The sequence below is a fragment of the Amphritea sp. genome (assembly GCF_050300915.1).
GTDB lineage: Bacteria > Pseudomonadota > Gammaproteobacteria > Pseudomonadales > Balneatricaceae > Amphritea.
The window spans coordinates 1-15,573 of sequence record NZ_JBNKYN010000098.1 but is presented as its reverse complement, the minus strand read 5'-3'; the positions used below and the strand labels follow the sequence as shown (position 1 = coordinate 15,573).

18 protein-coding genes and 1 other RNA gene are annotated in these 15,573 nt (G+C 52.6%); 12 read left to right on the top strand and 7 right to left on the bottom strand.

What is annotated here, in order from left to right; all coding sequences use genetic code 11:
* Positions 1-221: 221 nt before the first annotated feature.
* On the bottom strand, positions 222-734 hold the full coding sequence (locus ACQY8X_RS18850) for a glycine cleavage system protein R (protein ID WP_428036675.1): 513 nt from the start codon (positions 732-734) through the stop codon (positions 222-224).
* A gap of 246 nt (positions 735-980) precedes the next feature.
* On the opposite strand from ACQY8X_RS18850, the gene ACQY8X_RS18845 reads away from it, so the two are divergent.
* Positions 981-1,901: an AEC family transporter gene (locus ACQY8X_RS18845; RefSeq protein WP_428036674.1), complete on the top strand. Its 921-nt coding sequence runs from the start codon at positions 981-983 to the stop codon at positions 1,899-1,901.
* A 186-nt stretch (positions 1,902-2,087) separates the two neighbouring features.
* Complete coding sequence (locus ACQY8X_RS18840) at positions 2,088-2,213, top strand: hypothetical protein (RefSeq protein ID WP_296061425.1); 126 nt, start codon at positions 2,088-2,090, stop codon at positions 2,211-2,213.
* A 6-nt stretch (positions 2,214-2,219) separates the two neighbouring features.
* On the opposite strand, the gene ACQY8X_RS18835 is transcribed toward ACQY8X_RS18840, so the two are convergent.
* The 4 genes from ACQY8X_RS18835 to ACQY8X_RS18820 form a co-directional block, all read right to left on the bottom strand.
* Entirely contained in the window at positions 2,220-2,825 is a 606-nt protein-coding gene (locus ACQY8X_RS18835) for a 5-formyltetrahydrofolate cyclo-ligase (protein WP_428036673.1), read from the bottom strand.
* Positions 2,826-2,850: 25 nt separating this feature from the next.
* Positions 2,851-3,030: non-coding RNA, 6S RNA (gene ssrS, locus ACQY8X_RS18830), on the bottom strand.
* A gap of 146 nt (positions 3,031-3,176) precedes the next feature.
* Positions 3,177-3,476 (bottom strand): cell division protein ZapA, encoded by a 300-nt coding sequence (locus tag ACQY8X_RS18825; protein WP_428036672.1) that lies wholly within the window; start codon positions 3,474-3,476, stop codon positions 3,177-3,179.
* The gene (locus tag ACQY8X_RS18820) at positions 3,473-3,682 is read right to left on the bottom strand and encodes a DUF904 domain-containing protein (RefSeq protein ID WP_428036671.1); all 210 of its coding nucleotides are present in this window, start codon (positions 3,680-3,682) and stop codon (positions 3,473-3,475) included. Before ACQY8X_RS18820 ends, ACQY8X_RS18825 begins: the two co-directional genes overlap by 4 nt.
* 137 nt (positions 3,683-3,819) lie before the next feature.
* Between ACQY8X_RS18820 and ACQY8X_RS18815 the strand changes: the two genes are divergently transcribed.
* The 8 genes from ACQY8X_RS18815 (at position 3,820) to ACQY8X_RS18780 (ending at position 12,519) form a co-directional block, all read left to right on the top strand.
* Positions 3,820-4,416: a UPF0149 family protein gene (locus ACQY8X_RS18815; RefSeq protein WP_428036670.1), complete on the top strand. Its 597-nt coding sequence runs from the start codon at positions 3,820-3,822 to the stop codon at positions 4,414-4,416.
* A gap of 18 nt (positions 4,417-4,434) precedes the next feature.
* Positions 4,435-5,748: a Xaa-Pro aminopeptidase gene (pepP, locus tag ACQY8X_RS18810; protein ID WP_428036669.1), complete on the top strand. Its 1,314-nt coding sequence runs from the start codon at positions 4,435-4,437 to the stop codon at positions 5,746-5,748.
* Between the two features lie 65 nt (positions 5,749-5,813).
* On the top strand, positions 5,814-7,118 hold the full coding sequence (ubiH, locus tag ACQY8X_RS18805) for a 2-octaprenyl-6-methoxyphenyl hydroxylase (protein ID WP_428036668.1): 1,305 nt from the start codon (positions 5,814-5,816) through the stop codon (positions 7,116-7,118).
* 48 nt (positions 7,119-7,166) lie between these two features.
* Entirely contained in the window at positions 7,167-8,426 is a 1,260-nt protein-coding gene (locus tag ACQY8X_RS18800) for a UbiH/UbiF/VisC/COQ6 family ubiquinone biosynthesis hydroxylase (protein WP_428036667.1), read from the top strand.
* Positions 8,427-8,622: 196 nt separating this feature from the next.
* Positions 8,623-9,729 carry a glycine cleavage system aminomethyltransferase GcvT gene (gene gcvT / locus ACQY8X_RS18795; protein ID WP_428036666.1) on the top strand — a complete coding sequence of 369 codons (1,107 nt, stop codon included), beginning with the start codon at positions 8,623-8,625 and terminating at the stop codon, positions 9,727-9,729.
* 23 nt (positions 9,730-9,752) lie between these two features.
* Entirely contained in the window at positions 9,753-10,145 is a 393-nt protein-coding gene (gcvH, locus tag ACQY8X_RS18790) for a glycine cleavage system protein GcvH (protein ID WP_428036665.1), read from the top strand.
* Positions 10,146-10,264: 119 nt separating this feature from the next.
* A complete protein-coding gene (locus ACQY8X_RS18785; RefSeq protein WP_428036664.1) occupies positions 10,265-11,455 on the top strand; it encodes a class I SAM-dependent rRNA methyltransferase in 1,191 nt (396 codons plus the stop codon).
* A 26-nt stretch (positions 11,456-11,481) separates the two neighbouring features.
* Positions 11,482-12,519 carry an NADP(H)-dependent aldo-keto reductase gene (locus ACQY8X_RS18780; RefSeq protein ID WP_428036663.1) on the top strand — a complete coding sequence of 346 codons (1,038 nt, stop codon included), beginning with the start codon at positions 11,482-11,484 and terminating at the stop codon, positions 12,517-12,519.
* A 57-nt stretch (positions 12,520-12,576) separates the two neighbouring features.
* Here ACQY8X_RS18780 and ACQY8X_RS18775 read toward each other — a convergent pair whose 3' ends face one another.
* Entirely contained in the window at positions 12,577-12,981 is a 405-nt protein-coding gene (locus ACQY8X_RS18775) for a CBS domain-containing protein (RefSeq protein ID WP_428036662.1), read from the bottom strand.
* Between the two features lie 199 nt (positions 12,982-13,180).
* Positions 13,181-13,834: an HAD family hydrolase gene (locus ACQY8X_RS18770; protein ID WP_428036661.1), complete on the bottom strand. Its 654-nt coding sequence runs from the start codon at positions 13,832-13,834 to the stop codon at positions 13,181-13,183.
* 168 nt (positions 13,835-14,002) lie between these two features.
* On the opposite strand from ACQY8X_RS18770, the gene rppH reads away from it, so the two are divergent.
* The gene (gene rppH, locus ACQY8X_RS18765; protein WP_428036660.1) at positions 14,003-14,506 is read left to right on the top strand and encodes an RNA pyrophosphohydrolase; all 504 of its coding nucleotides are present in this window, start codon (positions 14,003-14,005) and stop codon (positions 14,504-14,506) included.
* Positions 14,507-14,513: 7 nt separating this feature from the next.
* A partial coding sequence (locus ACQY8X_RS18760; RefSeq protein WP_428036659.1) for a phosphoenolpyruvate-utilizing N-terminal domain-containing protein occupies positions 14,514-15,573 on the top strand: 1,060 nt, incomplete at its 3' end.

Sequence of the window (15,573 nt, the reverse complement as noted above, 5' to 3'; positions counted from 1 at the left end):
AGCGGGATGCTGTGGCCGAAGTTAGTCAGACCCTGGTTTCCATCAGTAATGCGGCTGCGGAAACATCAAAAGGCGCAGAGGGTGCCGCAGATAGCAGTCAGACACTGCTGGATGTCGCTCGTCAGCAGCAAGCGTTGTTGGCACGCTTTTCCATCAGTTGATCTGCCGAGATATAAAAAAAGCCCGCAGGTTGCGGGCTTTTTTGTATCTGCATGGCAGACTTAGTTGAGGGTGATATCCACCATCAGATCGTTGGCAATTGCTTCCAGGGATTGCTGCAGGTCATCCAGATCAACCCCTGCTGGCACGGTAAGCTCCGCCTCCGCTTTAAATAGCTCTTCAGCCGACATTGAGCCGCTGACCAGCTCAGTTGAGAGACGTTCAACGTTGATATTGTAACGGCTCAGTGCCTGAGAGATCTCCCGCACGATGCCGGGTTTGTCGTGGCCGATCAGTTCCAGCGTGATATTGTTGCTGTCGGTTAAGGTGGCATTCTCCTGGCTGCGTTCGGCAACCACTTTCAGTCCCTGAGATTCCAGCTGCTGCAGGGCATCAAGCAGGCTGTCGGCCTGCTCATCGGCAACGGTCACAATCAGAATGCCGGCAAACTTGCCCGCCAGGCGGGACATGCTGCTCTCCAGCCAGTTGCCACCGTTATTAGCGATGGTCAGGGACAGCTGCTCAACCAGGCCGGGTTTGTCGTGGGCTATTATTGTCAATACGAGGGATGTCATGATGGTTTGCTCCTGTAAAGTATATCCAGACCGGGATCGCTGTCCCCGTTGATCTCTGCGATCATTTCCTGTTATTTGTTCATGGAGATGAGTCCTGAGTCATCAGTGGCGGCAAAAAGTGCTGACAATGAGTCTGGATCACCCCATAATCCCGCTTTTTATGCAAAGGCGACTGTCGTCGCAGAGTGCATAGCGGGTAAACCAGTCACGGGACTTATCCTGAGTGCTTAGGGATTATATACACAGATGAACGAGATTCTCACTGCTCTATGGCCTGTTTTTGCACTGTTATGTGTCGGACATCTTGTTCGTCGGGCCGGATTTCCCGGTGATGGCTTCTGGGAGCCTGCCGAAAAACTGATCTACTTTCTGCTATTTCCGACGCTGTTGGTCTATAAGCTGAGTCTGGCGGATGTTGGTGCCGTTCCGGTAACTGAGGTAGCTCTGGCGATTGTGTTGTTAATGTTTATCGGCACGGTAGTGCTGTTGACTGTGCAACGGCTCAGGCCGCTGGCCAACAGTCGTTTTACCTCTGTTTATCAGGGCGGTATGCGCTTTAATACCTATGTCGGTCTGGCGTCCAGCGCCGCCTTATTTGGTGATACCGGGGTAGCCGTGGCGGCGGTGATTATTGCAGTGATGGTGCCGTTGTTGAATCTGCTGTGCGTGCTGATTTTCAGTCTCTATACCCGTAAAGATGCGGGTTATATGAGTGCGTTGCTGGCAGTGGCTAAAAATCCGCTGATTATTGCCTGTTTTGTGGGCATATTCCTCAACCTTAGCGGTCTGGGATTGCCGTGGATGGTGGCCTCGGTGGCCGGACTACTGAGTGGTATCGCGCTACCCCTGGCGCTGCTGGCGGTGGGGGCCGGTCTGAATCTTACGGCATTACGTCAGGCGGGTGGTGCGGTAATCTATAGCAGCGGCATCAAATTGCTGCTGTTCCCCTGCCTGATGGTGCTGATCTGTCATCTGCTGGCAATCTCTCCAGAGGTAACTCAGGTGCTGGTGCTGTTCAGCGCACTGCCAACGGCGCCCTCGGCCTATATTCTTGCACGACAGTTGGGTGGAGATGCGGTGCTGATGTCCGCGATCATCACCGGCCAAACTCTGCTCTCTATGCTGATGATGCCGGTTATTTTGTCGATTTTTTCGTTTTTTCTCTGATTTTCTGAAAAAAAATGGAACTTATGTCATGAAAATGGTGTCTTTTCTTTAGCTTTTAAAGCATCTGTCGATAAAGTGCGTGTAACTTCTTAAAAATACATGGTAAAAATGCTTGTGTTTTTCAGCTTTTATGGAAGAATGTGCGCGCTTTTGACTTAGTGAATTAAACTTTCCGAGCAGTAAAAAATGAAAAAAGGACCAGATCTAGTTGCCGTGTTGATCGCCGTGTTTGTACTGGGCACCGTTTTTACGGGTGTCAGTCATGCCGATATCGAGTTTGTCTCGTTGGTTGGTCAGGTGTTTAACAACTAAATTCTGTTATCGGGCAGCGCGGTAAAAGCGTTGCTCGGTGGCCACGCCCTCAAGAGGTATGTCCCAGCTTTCTGTTTTCAGCTGATCGACTTTCTGCAGATCATGGGCCAGCCCGATCAGCCGGGTTCCCCTGTCCTTGCGCCACCCCTGTTTAAAGGCAAAGGTGCGATCATAGTATCCACCGCCCATCCCCAGTCGCCCACCTTCATCATCAAATGCCACCAACGGTAGAAGTACCAGATCAAGCGCCCAGGCAGGACGTCGTGGTGCCTGTACCAGTGCGGGTTCTTTGATGCCATAGATATTGTCGCTCAGACGGGTGTCTTTATTGTACGGAATAAACCAAAGGCGATTATGGCGGACTGGGTGAAGTACCGGCAGAAAGCATTGCTTACCGAGTTTGCGACAGTAGTGGATAACCTGCTCGGCACTGATTTCGCCATCGCTGGCAAGGTATAACGCGATGCTCCGGCTGCGACGGAACAGAGTCAGGCGGCGCAGGGTGGCCAGCAATCCGTGAGCGTGCTGGCGCTGCTGGGCAGGGCTTAAGCTGCGGCGTGATTTGCGCATCTGCCGACGCAGATTCTGTTTGAAGTCCGGAGCGTTGTTCATAGTGAGGGTGCAGAAGAAAAAGAAAAGACTCCCCAAGGTTGCGGCGCTGAAATCGGCCCTGAACCCGAAGGTTCAAGGTGGCAGCTTCCGGAAAAAATTAGGCTTTCCGTCTGGCGGACATGCACATCAGTTAACCAGGAAGCTTCCAAAAGTGTGATTATCGGCTCAAGGGACTAAATCAGACTACCAATAACCTCAGGGAGCTGATCTCATTATACCTGTCCGAAACGGAAAGTCAGCCTTGAAATAAAACTTAACTGTGCTATTTGCAAAAAACAGTGGGGTTTATAATCGTATGAAAAATAAGTGTATTTATTTCACATGAAAAATATTCACCCCTGGATACTGTTCTCAGGGGTGATCATTGGCTGGCAGGGTCTGCTCAATCAGCTGACTCAGCTGATCCAGTCGGATATTGGTCGCCTGGCGTTCCTCGGTCTGCTTGGATTGCAGTTCGTAGGTGATATTCAGGGCCGCCATCACGGCGACTTTTTCTGCGCCGAAAATACGACCACCGGCGCGGATCTCCTGCATCTTTTTGTCCAGATAGGCCGCCGCTTTAAGTAGTTCGCCTTCCGCTTCTGGCGGGCAGGCGACCACATACTCTTTCCCCAACAGGGTGACGGAGATGTTTCGGGGAGAACTGCTCATGCCTGCTGCTCCAGTGTTTTAAGGCGGCTGATCATCGCTTCGATTTTCTGCTCGGTCTGACCGGCAACCTGAAGGCGTTGATTCCGCTCCTCTTTCAGTGCCGCAATTTGCAGGTGCAGATCCCGGTTAGACCGCTCAAGTTGCTGGCAGTGCCGGATCAGTGCATTAATCTGTTGTTCCAGTTTATCGAACGCTTGGGCAGACATAGTTAAAGACTCAATTATCAGAGACCGTATAATAAGCGGAAAATGGTTGGTAATCGAGAGCTGTTTCGTGGTGCCCTCGTAGTTGAAGTGCTAGGATATGAGTCCTGAAATGTTAAGTAATACAGAGTAGCTCCGCCATGCCCGAAACGCAGTCCCCTGAAGAATTTCTCCCTGAATACTATGAAATATGTGATGTGCTGGTTGCTGAAGACAGCATGACCAGTAGTGCTGCCGAGCTGCATGGCTTGCTCTGTGGTTATCTTTCCGCCGGTGCCCGGTTTAGTCATGAAGCCTGGCTGAAGCTGGCGGCTGAACTGACCGATATTGCCGAATTTCGTCACGAATCGTCGAAACTGGCCTTCACTGACCTCTATGATGGGGTGGTTGCACAGCTGGAACAGGGGGATTTTGGTTTTCAGCTGCTGTTACCCGATGATGATATGTCGATGCCGGAGCGGGCAGAAGCACTGGGGTGCTGGTGTCAGGGGTATCTGACCGGTTTTGGTCTGCAGGGCGGGCATACCAATGAATCGCTCTCCGATGAGCTGAAAGAAGCGCTCTCTGATATGGAACAGATCGCCCAGATCGAGCTGGAGCCCGAAGACGATGAGGAGAGCGAGTCTGACCTGATGGAACTCCAGGAATATGTGCGGATCTCATCTATGATGATCTTTGGTGAGTTCAATGTGCCACCATCTGAAGATACACCTGCGCCAGGCGCAACACTTCACTAACAGGGAGTCATTTCAACGATGCGAATCAGTCAGTCAGGTTTTGCCGCCCGTCGTCAACAGTTGATGGATAAAATGAGCCCGGAGAGTGTTGCGATTATCCCCTCCGCCAGCGAAGTGCCACGCAACCGGGATGTGGAATATCCGTTTCGCCAGGACAGCGATTTTTATTATCTGACCGGCTTCAATGAGCCGGATGCCCTGTTATTGCTGATGCCCGGCCGTAGCGAAGGCCAGGTGGTGATTTTCTGTCGTGACCGCGACCCGGAGATGGAGATCTGGAACGGCTATCGGGCCGGACCTGAAGGTGTCTGTCAGCAGTACGGCGCCGATCAGGCTTATCCCATCGCCGAGGTGGATGAGCAGATGGCTGAGTTGTTACAGGGCAAGGCACGTCTCTATTACTCTATGGGGACCAACGAAACCCTCGACGGTCAGGTGCGTCACTGGCTGAACAGCATCCGTAAGAAGGCTCGCCTGGGGGCGGTTGCGCCCGGTGAGATGGTGATGCTGGATCATCTGTTGCATGAGATGCGTCTGTTTAAGTCAGATGAAGAGATTGAGTTGATGCGCGCCGCGGGGCGCATCTCTGCCGAAGCGCATGTGCGGGCGATGCAGGTTTGTAAGCCCGGGTTGATAGAGTATCAGCTGGAGGCGGAGATCAGTCATCACTTTGCTATGAACGGCTGTCGTCTGCCAGCTTACTCCTCGATTGTGGGTGGTGGTGATAATGCCTGCGTACTGCACTATACCGAGAACCGGGATGAGCTGAAAAGTGGTGATCTGGTGCTGATCGATGCCGGTTGTGAGCTGGACTACTATGCCGGTGATATTACCCGCACCTTTCCGGTCTCCGGAAAATTCAGCCCGGAACAGCAAGCGATCTATGAGTTGGTGCTTAAGTCACAGCTGGCCTGTATCGAAGCGATTCGCCCCGGCGCTCCCTGGATCAGTATTCATGACCTGTCGGTAAAGATTTTAACCCAGGGGCTGATCGACCTTGGCTTGCTCAAGGGGGATCTTGAGGGGCTGATTGAGAGCGGTGCTTACAAAGTGTTTTATATGCACCGTATCGGCCATTGGCTGGGTATGGATGTGCATGATGTGGGTGACTATAAAATTAATGGCGACTGGCGACCACTGGAGCCGGGTATGGTGATGACCGTAGAGCCGGGTATCTATATTTCACCACAGAATGAGCATGTGGATGAAAAGTGGCGGGGTATCGGCATCCGGATTGAGGATGATGTGCTGGTGACTGAAAACGGTTATGAGATTCTCAGTGCCGGTGCGCCAAAAAGTGTCGCAGAGATCGAGCAGTTAATGGCGGGTTAAGCGTTTTAGAAACATTTATTCAGGCCTTCTGAAGGCAATACACAGTCTTAATAACCCGGGCGATTATGAAACAGCATTACGATATTTTAATCATTGGTGGCGGTATGGTGGGAGCCAGTTTAGCTGCATCGCTGATCCCGGCTGGTCAACGGCTGGGGTTGTCCATCGCCGTGGTTGAAGCGTTCCCTATGCCTGATGCCAGTAGTGTTGAATATCAGCCCAGCTATGATGCCCGGGCGACTGCGCTGGCCTATGGCAGCCGGTTGATCTATGAGCAGATCGGTATCTGGGAGCAGCTGCGTGAGCATCTCTGTCCGATTACCGATATCCATGTGTCTGATAAAGGGCGGTTTGGCGTTTCCCGGCTGAATGCCCGTGATGAGAACGTCGCCGCGCTGGGATATGTGGTGGAAAACCACTGGCTTGGCCGGGTGTTGATGAACCGCTTAGCTCAGCCAGATGCCGAGCATATCGATCTGCTTTGTCCTGCTGAAGTGACGGCGGTGCATACCCTGGCGGAGCAGATGGAGGTGACGCTGATGACCGAGGGCCGGGAACAGCAGCTGACCGCAGAGCTGGTGGTGATGGCCGATGGCGGTCGCTCCGAGCTGCGCGAACAGCTGGGAATTGTTTATCAGCAACAGGGTTATCAGCAGCACGCGCTGGTGACCAATATCAGCCCTGAGTCGCCCCATCACAATATCGCCTATGAACGTTTTACCGATACCGGCCCGATGGCTCTTTTGCCGCTGGAAGACCTGTCTCTTGATGCGCTGGCTCCGGCTGAACTGTCTGCCGCAGAGTCTTCCTCCCTGCAGGAGGTGCGACACAGGATGGGGTTGGTGTGGACGGTGCCCGATGATCAGATTGACGAGATACTGGCGCTGAGTGACCGGGAGTTTATTGAGCGGGTGCATGAACGTTTCGGCTATCGCGCTGGGGTGTTTGTCCGGGTTGGGGAGCGCTATAGCTATCCATTGAAACTCAGTGTTGCCGATGAACAGGTGCGCCAGGGGCTTATCATGCTTGGTAATGCGGCTCATGCACTGCACCCTATTGCCGGGCAGGGGTACAATCTGGCGTTGCGCGGGGTGGTGACGCTGGCTGCTGAGCTGATTCGCGCCCGGGAAGCCGGTATCAATCTGGGGGATATCAACCATCTGACCCGTTTTGCCGAACAGGTGCGTCAGGATCAGCGCAGGACCATCGGCTTCAGCGATAAGACCATGAAGCTGTTTTCTAATAGTAATCCGTTATTGGCGCTGGGGCGCAGCGCGGGTTTGCAGTTGCTGGATATCTGTCCGCTGGCGAAAACGGTATTTACCCGCAGTGCCATGGGGCTCGACCAGCCAACCCCGGATCTGCACTGAGCGGGCTTTCTACCCCTCGTTTTTCATCAGCAGTCTGAGAGGACTCGAATGACACAACATAACGAAACAGATCTGGTTATTGTCGGCGCCGGTATGGTGGGCCTGACGCTGGCCGCTTTGCTGGCAGACAGCGGGCTGCGAATCCGCGTGCTTGAAAGTCGGGAGATTGATGCGGCGAATGCTCTGGAATGGGAACGGTCCCAGCGAGAGAGTGGCTATGACCCCAGGGTCAGTGCGCTAACGGTTGCTTCGCAGCAGGTGTTAACGGTTGCTGGCGTCTGGTCACAGATAACGGCGATGCGGGCAATGCCCTATCGGGCGATGGATGTCTGGGATGGTGAAGGCAGCGGCAAGATTCGCTTCGACTGTGCTGAACTGCATGAGCCCTGTCTGGGACATATTGTTGAAAACCGGGTAACACAGAGCGCACTACTGCAGCAGATTCTCAGCCAGAGTAATTGCCAGCTCTCTGTCGGTGTGCAGCTGACGGAGCTCTCCGAGCCCGATAGTGCTGCTGTTCGTACTCTGACACTGAATAACGGTGAAGTGTTGCAGGCCCGCTGCGTAGTCGCCGCTGATGGTGCTTTGTCGAATACCCGCAGGATGGCCTGTATCGGCATGTGGGAGTGGGATTATGGTCACCACGCCATCGTCACCACGGTGACCACAGAGCAACCGAACCGGGCGACCTGCTGGCAGCGTTTTACTGAGGATGGTCCGCTGGCCTTTTTACCGCTGTCGGATGCGCATCTAAGTTCGATTGTCTGGTCAACCTCGCCGGATCACGCCAAAACGCTGATGGAATTGGATGATGAAACATTTTGTCAGGCATTGGAGCGGGCTTTTGAGGGGCGTTTAGGCGCAGTGACACATACCGATCAGCGGTTTGTCTTTCCCCTGCGTCAGCGGCATGCAAAGCAGTATGTTAAAGCAGGCTTTGCCGCAATCGGTGATGCGGCCCATACCATTCACCCTCTGGCCGGGCAGGGGGTAAATCTGGGGCTGATGGATGCTGCGGCGCTGGCAGAAACGATTCTTGATGGTCTGGCTGAGGGGGTGAACTGGAACGCTGAATATCATCTGCGGCGCTTTCAGCGTTCCCGGCAGAGTGAAAATTTGCAGATGGCGGCGATGATGGAGGGCTTTAAGCGTTTATTTAACACCCGTAATCCGTTGCCGATGCTATTACGTAATACCGGTATGAGCCTGATGAACAGTCTGTCGCCGGTGAAAAATCATATTGTTCAGCAGGCGATGGGATTGAGTGGTAGTTTGCCCCGCCTGGCGCGTCGACCTGTCAGGGATTAATGCCGCACGCTACCATCAGAAACCCATAGACCAATAGATCAGCCCCAATTCGGGGGCAAAATTTGCACTGGCAGATAATTCTATATACATTGTCTGCCCTTTTCAGATATTGCCCTTAGCTTTATCGCTGAATAACAATTAATAGAGTCAGTTACAGAGTGATGAAATAGTCGCTCAGGATAAAAGAGTTAAGAATATGGGACAGAAAACCGCACTTTACGAAAAGCACTTGCAGATGAATGCCAAGCTTGTCGATTTTGGCGGCTGGGATATGCCTATTAACTATGGTTCTCAGGTTGAAGAGCATCATAAAGTCCGCAACGCAGCCGGTATGTTTGATGTTTCGCATATGACCGTGGTTGATGTGACCGGTGCTGATGCCAAAGAGTATCTGCGTTATCTGCTGGCGAATGATGTCATTCGTTTGCAGGAGCAGGGTAAAGCGCTCTACAGCGGTATGCTTAATGAAACTGGCGGTGTTGTTGATGACCTGATCGTCTATCTGATGACCGACCCCGATGTGACCGGCGAGTGGTTCCGGGTGGTGGTTAACTGTGGCACCCGTGAAAAAGATCTGCGCTGGATGGCTGATCATACCGCCCGTTTTGATAACGTTGCACTGACCGAGCGGCCTGAATTGGCGATGGTTGCTATTCAGGGACCGGACGCACTGGCTAAAGTGAGTGCTATTGTGAGCGAGTCCCGGGCTAAACTGATTGAGCATCTGAAGCCGTTTCAGGGACTTGAATCCGAGGGCTGGTTTTTTGCCAGAACTGGCTATACTGGTGAAGATGGGCTTGAGGTCATGGTGCCAGAGGAGTATGTTGCAGACTTCTGGCAGGCGTTAGCCGATGCCGGTGTTGCCCCCTGTGGTCTGGGTGCGCGTGACACATTGCGCCTGGAAGCGGGTATGAATCTGTATGGCTCTGACATGGACGAGAAAGTCTCTCCGTTGTCGGCTAATATGGGTTGGACTGTTGCCTGGGAACCAGCAGAGCGTGAGTTTGTGGGCCGTAAAGCGCTTGAAACTCAGCGCAGTGCTGGTGTAAAACAGAAACTGGTGGGGCTGGTGCTTGAGAGCCGTGGTGTTCTGCGCAGCCATCAGCAAGTGATGATCAACGGTGAGGAGGCGGGTGAAATTACCAGCGGTTCTTTCTCGCCTACATTGGGTTGTTCGATCGCAATGGCCCGGGTGTCAGCTGAGATTGCTGATACATGTCATGTTGATATGCGTGGCAAACTGGTAGAAGTAAAAGTGGTTAAACCGCCATTTGTGCGCAATGGCGAGAAAGTGTTTTCATAAACTCTCACTGTAGGAAAGAGAAAATGAGCGATATCCCAAGTGATCTGAAGTATGTTGCCAGCCATGAATGGATCCGTGACGAAGGTGACGGTGTGGTTACTATAGGTATTACTGATCATGCCCAGGATCTGCTGGGTGATGTAGTGTTTGTTGAGCTTCCTGAGGTGGGCTCGGAATTTACTGCAGGTGATGATCTGGGGGTGGTTGAGTCAGTTAAGGCTGCTTCAGATGTCTACGCGCCGTTGAGTGGTGAAGTGATTGCCATCAATGAAGAACTGGAAGATGCGCCTGAACTGGTTAACAGTGACCCGTACGGTGATGGCTGGTTTGTGCAGATCCGTCTCTCTGACACCAGTGAGGTTGATGACCTGCTGGATGCAGATGGCTACGCCGAGCTGTGCGAAGCTGAAAGCTGATTCGATCTTTGATCAATATAATTTAAGCCCTGCCACTGCGGGGCTTTCTGTTTTCTGGGGACACAGGATATTGCTGTGGTTGCCCGACACAATAACTGCAATTCTGAAGGTAACTCTCCTTGCAACAACTACGTTTGAATCCCGGCGCTGATAAGCGTCTTCGCGGTGGCCATGTCTGGATCTACAGCAACGAAGTGAATACCAAACTATCCCCGTTGAAACAGTTTACGCCGGGGGAGCAGGTAGTGGTGGAGAGTTCTTCAGGCAAGCCGCTGGGGTTAGCTTATGTGAACCCCAATTCGCTGATCTGTGGCCGGCTGGTGAGCCGCAGTGTGAAGATCCCTCTGGACCGGTCGCTGATTGTGCACCGCCTGAATATCGCCTTATCCCTGCGCGAAGCCTGCTTTGACAAACCCTGTTACCGGCTGGTGTTTGGTGACAGTGATGGTTTGCCGGGCCTGGTGATCGATCGTTTCTTCGATATCTTTGTGGTACAGATCTCTACCGCAGGGATGGAGCTGTTCAAAGAGGATATCGTTGCGGCCATTGAAAAAGTGTTTAAACCGCAGGGTATTCTGTTCCGTAATGATGGCAAGATGCGTCAGACCGAGGGGCTGGAAAGTTATACCGAGGTTGCCTTTGGTGAGGTGCCGGAACTGGTGCCGTTTGAAGAGAACGGCGTGTCTTTCCTGGCACCGGTGCACAAAGGTCAGAAGACCGGCTGGTTCTATGATCACCGTTTGAATCGGGCACGGATGCAACAGCATGTCGAGGGTAAGCGGGTGCTGGATCTGTTTAGCTACATTGGTGGCTGGGGGGTACAGGCGCTGGCTGCAGGTGCGGAACATGTTACCTGTCTGGACGCCTCGGAGTTTGCTTTGGATATCGCCCAGGAAAACGCGGTGCTGAATGGCGGTGAGGAGCGTTTTACCACGATTCAGGGGGATGCCTTTGATGGTTGTAAAATGCTGCTGGAAGAGCAAGAGAAATTTGATGTGGTGATCGTTGATCCGCCAGCCTTTATTCAGAAGCGCAAAGATATCCGTAATGGTGAGCAAGCCTATAAGCGGATCAATCAGCTGGCGATGCGACTGGTCGCTAAGAACGGTATTCTGGTATCCGCATCCTGTTCGATGCATCTGGAGCGTGAGCGGCTGGTGGATATTATCCGTTCCGAAAGCCGGACGCTTGACCGTCAGGCGCAGATTTTTGATCAGGGGCATCAGGGCGGTGACCATCCGGTGCATCCGGCGATCCCTGAAACGGATTATCTTAAATCATATTTTGTACGATTGTTGCCAGTCACCTGAACTGGCAGAGAATAGAGGGAAAGGGCATGGAGTATAAGTTACTGGGTAGCAGCGATCTGAATGTCAGCCGTATCTGTTTGGGGACCATGACGTTTGGACAGCAGAACACCGAAGCAGAAGCGCATCAGCAGCTGGATTATGCTGTTGCACAGGGAATCAATTTTATTGATACAGCCGAGATGTACCCGGTGCCTCCTATGGCTGAAACTCAGGGGCGTACGGAACAGTATATCGGTAGCTGGTTAAAGGCCCGGGGTAACCGGGATCAGGTGGTTATCGCTACTAAAGTGGCTGGTCCTGCTGATATGGTCCAGCATATTCGTCCCGGTTTGTGCCTGGACGGTGCTAATATCCGCGCCGCAGTGACCAGCAGCCTGCAGCGCTTGCAAACCGATTATATCGATCTCTATCAGTTGCACTGGCCTGATCGGGCAACCAACTTCTTTGGCGAGCTGAATTACCGTCATCAGCCAGAGCAGGATGGTACGCCGTTGCTGGAGACGCTGGAAGCGTTAAAACAACTGGTGGATGAGGGGCTGATACGCTACATCGGCTTGTCCAATGAGGTGCCCTGGGGGGTAATGAAGTTTCTCAGCTATGCTGAGTCTCTTGGGCTACCACGGGTGGTGTCGGTACAAAATCCTTACAATCTGCTGAACCGTAAAGATGAAGTGGGGCTGACTGAGGTGTTGCACCGCGAAGCGGTAGACCTGCTGCCCTATTCACCGCTGGCTTTTGGCACCCTGAGTGGTAAATATCTCGATGGCAGTGCCGGCCCCGATGCCCGCATTAACCAGTTTCCGCGCTTCTCCCGTTACTACACTGAACAAGGGCTTAAAGCCACGGCGGCGTATGTAAAGCTGGCTCGCGATCATGGTCTTGATCCGGCACAGATGGCGCTGGCGTTTGTGAATAGCCGTCCATTTGTTGGCAGCAATATTATCGGGGCGACCACTATGGAGCAGCTTAAGAGTAATGTGGACTCTATCAATCTGACGCTGTCCGCAGAGGTGCTTGAACAGATCGACCTGATTGGCGTTCAGTACTCAAATCCTTGCCCCTGATATTTCCGCAGCACCCGCGTGCGCTCTGCTGTATCGGTTAGCAGAGCGCATTTTTTGTCAGGCTACCCGACAACGCTTCAGTTGCTGATTCAGTGCTGCCATCACCTGAGCCCGCTTAACCACACCCACCAGGACTCCATTCTCTACCACGGGGTATATTTTGGGTTTATTAATCGCCATCATCTGGGCCAGTTCAAGGGCCGTATTGGTTGGCTTCACGGTGAGTGGATCACGTTGCATCATATCTTTCACCAGAACATGACTATCGCAGTGGTAGCTGTCACCCAGCAGATAGGGAATACAGTCTTGCTCTGAGAGGAACCCGGTAACATGCTTTTTACCATCCGTCACCGGCAGTCCGAGCATGTTGCTGGCAAGCAGGTGGTCTACGGCTTGTGGTAACGACATCTCTTCATTTAATGGAGTCATGTGCTCAGACATGATCTCTCTAACCAGAATCATCGTCTTTCTCTCCTGTTGTTAACTGAACCTGTGGTCTTTTTGCGCAAATGCTATTAACACAGTCTTGCAGTAAAACGCCGATTTAACCAATCAGAATTGACTATTTAGTGGATAGAGAAAATTAAACGAAGCTTGAAACTAATGGTAGGAATGGGGCAGGGCTGAAAGCTTCTGCCCCACACCAGAGGCGGGGAGGAGGCTAGCGCAGGCTGATAATCGGCCAGCCGTTCTCTTCCGCTACCTGCTTTAGCCGTTCATCCGGGTCGACAGCAACCGGGTTGGATACCAGGTCGAGCAACGGTTTGTCGTTGATAGAGTCGCTGTAGAAATAGCTGTTCTCCATGGAGTGACCGGTCTGCGCCAGCCAGGCATTCAGCCGCGCAACTTTGCCTGACTGAAAACAGGGGGTGCCAGAAACCTTACCGGTATAACGCCCATCAATTTGCTCCGGATCGGTGGCCAGGGTGTCGTCAACTCCCAGCGCCGTGGCGATAGGGCCGGTAACGAAACGGTTGGTGGCGGTAATAATCAGCAGAAAATCCCCCTGATCCCGGTGCTTTTGTAACAGTGTAGCGGCTTTATCCAGCATCATCGGGGCCACGGTGGTCTGCATAAACTCCTGATGTAACTGTTCCAGCTCAGCGGGTTCATGCTCCGCTAGTGGCTTTAAGGCAAACTCCAGAAACTCATAGATATCCATGCTGCCAGCCTTGTACTGCTGGTAGAAATAGTCATTTGCCTGACGGTAATGTTCAGCATTTACAATGCCTTTGTCACACAGGAACTCGCCCCAGGCATGGTCGCTGTCGCCGTTGAGCAAAGTATTATCCAGATCAAAAATGGCCAGACTCAAGGTAAACTCTCCTGCACTAAAAATCGATGGTTGCGAATAAGCGCTAAGAATAGAGGCTAGCCGGTGAGGAGGCAATTGTTAATGCCTTCGTCTCTGAAACGACATGAAGTTGTGGAACTGCATGAAATTGTGGAACAATAGCGTAAAAGAGTTTGTAAGGTATTCACCGTGATAGATTCAGATGGGTTCAGGCCGAATGTCGGTATCATTCTGGCGAACTCGATGGGTCAGGTGCTTTGGGCAAGACGTATAGGGCAAAATGCATGGCAGTTCCCCCAGGGGGGGATTAACGCGTCAGAATCGCCGGAACAGGCGATGTATCGGGAACTAAAAGAGGAGATCGGGCTTTCACCTGAGGATGTTGAGGTGATCGCTGTTACCCGAGGCTGGCTGCGTTACCGGCTGCCCAAACGAATGATCAGGCACCATTCCCATCCGGTTTGTGTAGGACAAAAACAAAAATGGTTTCTACTGCGCATGTTGAGTGATGACAGTGCAGTCGAGATAGATTCAACCAACTCTCCAGAGTTTGATGGCTGGCGCTGGGTCAGTTACTGGTATCCTCTGGGACAGGTGGTCGCATTTAAGCGGGATGTATACCGCAAAGCGATGCGCGAACTGTCACCTAAGTTAACGCGACTGGCACTGGGTGGTTGGTATTTAAAGGAGTAAACACTTGATGCTGGAAACGCTGCGCAAAATTGTCCAGGAGGTAAACGCCGCACCTGATCTTGAGTCGGTGCTGGATGTTATTGTGCGGCGGGTGCAGCGGGCGATGCGTACCGATGTATGTTCAATCTATCTGATTGATCAGCAGCGTGAACGTTATTTGCTGATGGCGACCCAGGGGTTGAATCAAAAATCGGTCGGGCAGGTTTCTCTCGGTATTGATGAAGGTGTTGTCGGTATGGTGGGGCAGCGTGCTGAGCCGATCAACCTCGAAGATGCGGCTGTTCACAGCGCATTTACCTACCTGAAAGGCACCGGAGAGAAGAAGTTTCATGCGTTTCTCGGGGTGCCCATTATTCACCATCGAACCCTGATGGGAGTTCTGGTTGTTCAGCAAAAGCTGATTCGCAAATTTGATGAGTCGGAAGAAGCCTTCATGGTGACCATGTCGGCTCAGCTGGCGGGTGTCATCGCCCATGCGGAAGCCACTGGCTCAATTCTTCAAATATCAGATCAGACCAAAACCGAGGCGGATCGCAAGTTTGAAGGGGTGTCGGGCTGTATCGGGGTTGCTATTGGTCCGGCGGTGGTGATGACGCCGCTGGCCGACCTGGATGGTGTACCCGATCGCCGGATCGAGGATATTAAGGGGGAGGTCGCTAAGTTCAGGAGTGCACTGGCGCAGGTGCGCCGGGATATAAAGCGGGTCGGCCGCAGTCTGGCGAAACGGTTGCGTTCGGAAGAGCGGGAGTTGTTCGATGTTTATATCCGCATGCTGGACGATAATGCTCTGGCAGGCGAGATCATTGCCCGTATTAAAGAGGGGAGCTGGGCGCAAGGTGCATTAAGGCAGGTTATTGGCGAACACGTCCAGCAATTCTCGATGATGGATGATCCCTATCTGCGTGAGCGGGCTACTGATATTCGCGATCTTGGGCGGCGGATGCTGACCTGTCTGCAGGAGTCGGGTCCCTCTCTGTCAGAGATCGAATTTCCTGAAAATACCATTCTGGTTGCCGATGAACTGACTCCCGCGATGTTGGGTGAAGTGCCCACAGAGAAGCTGATAG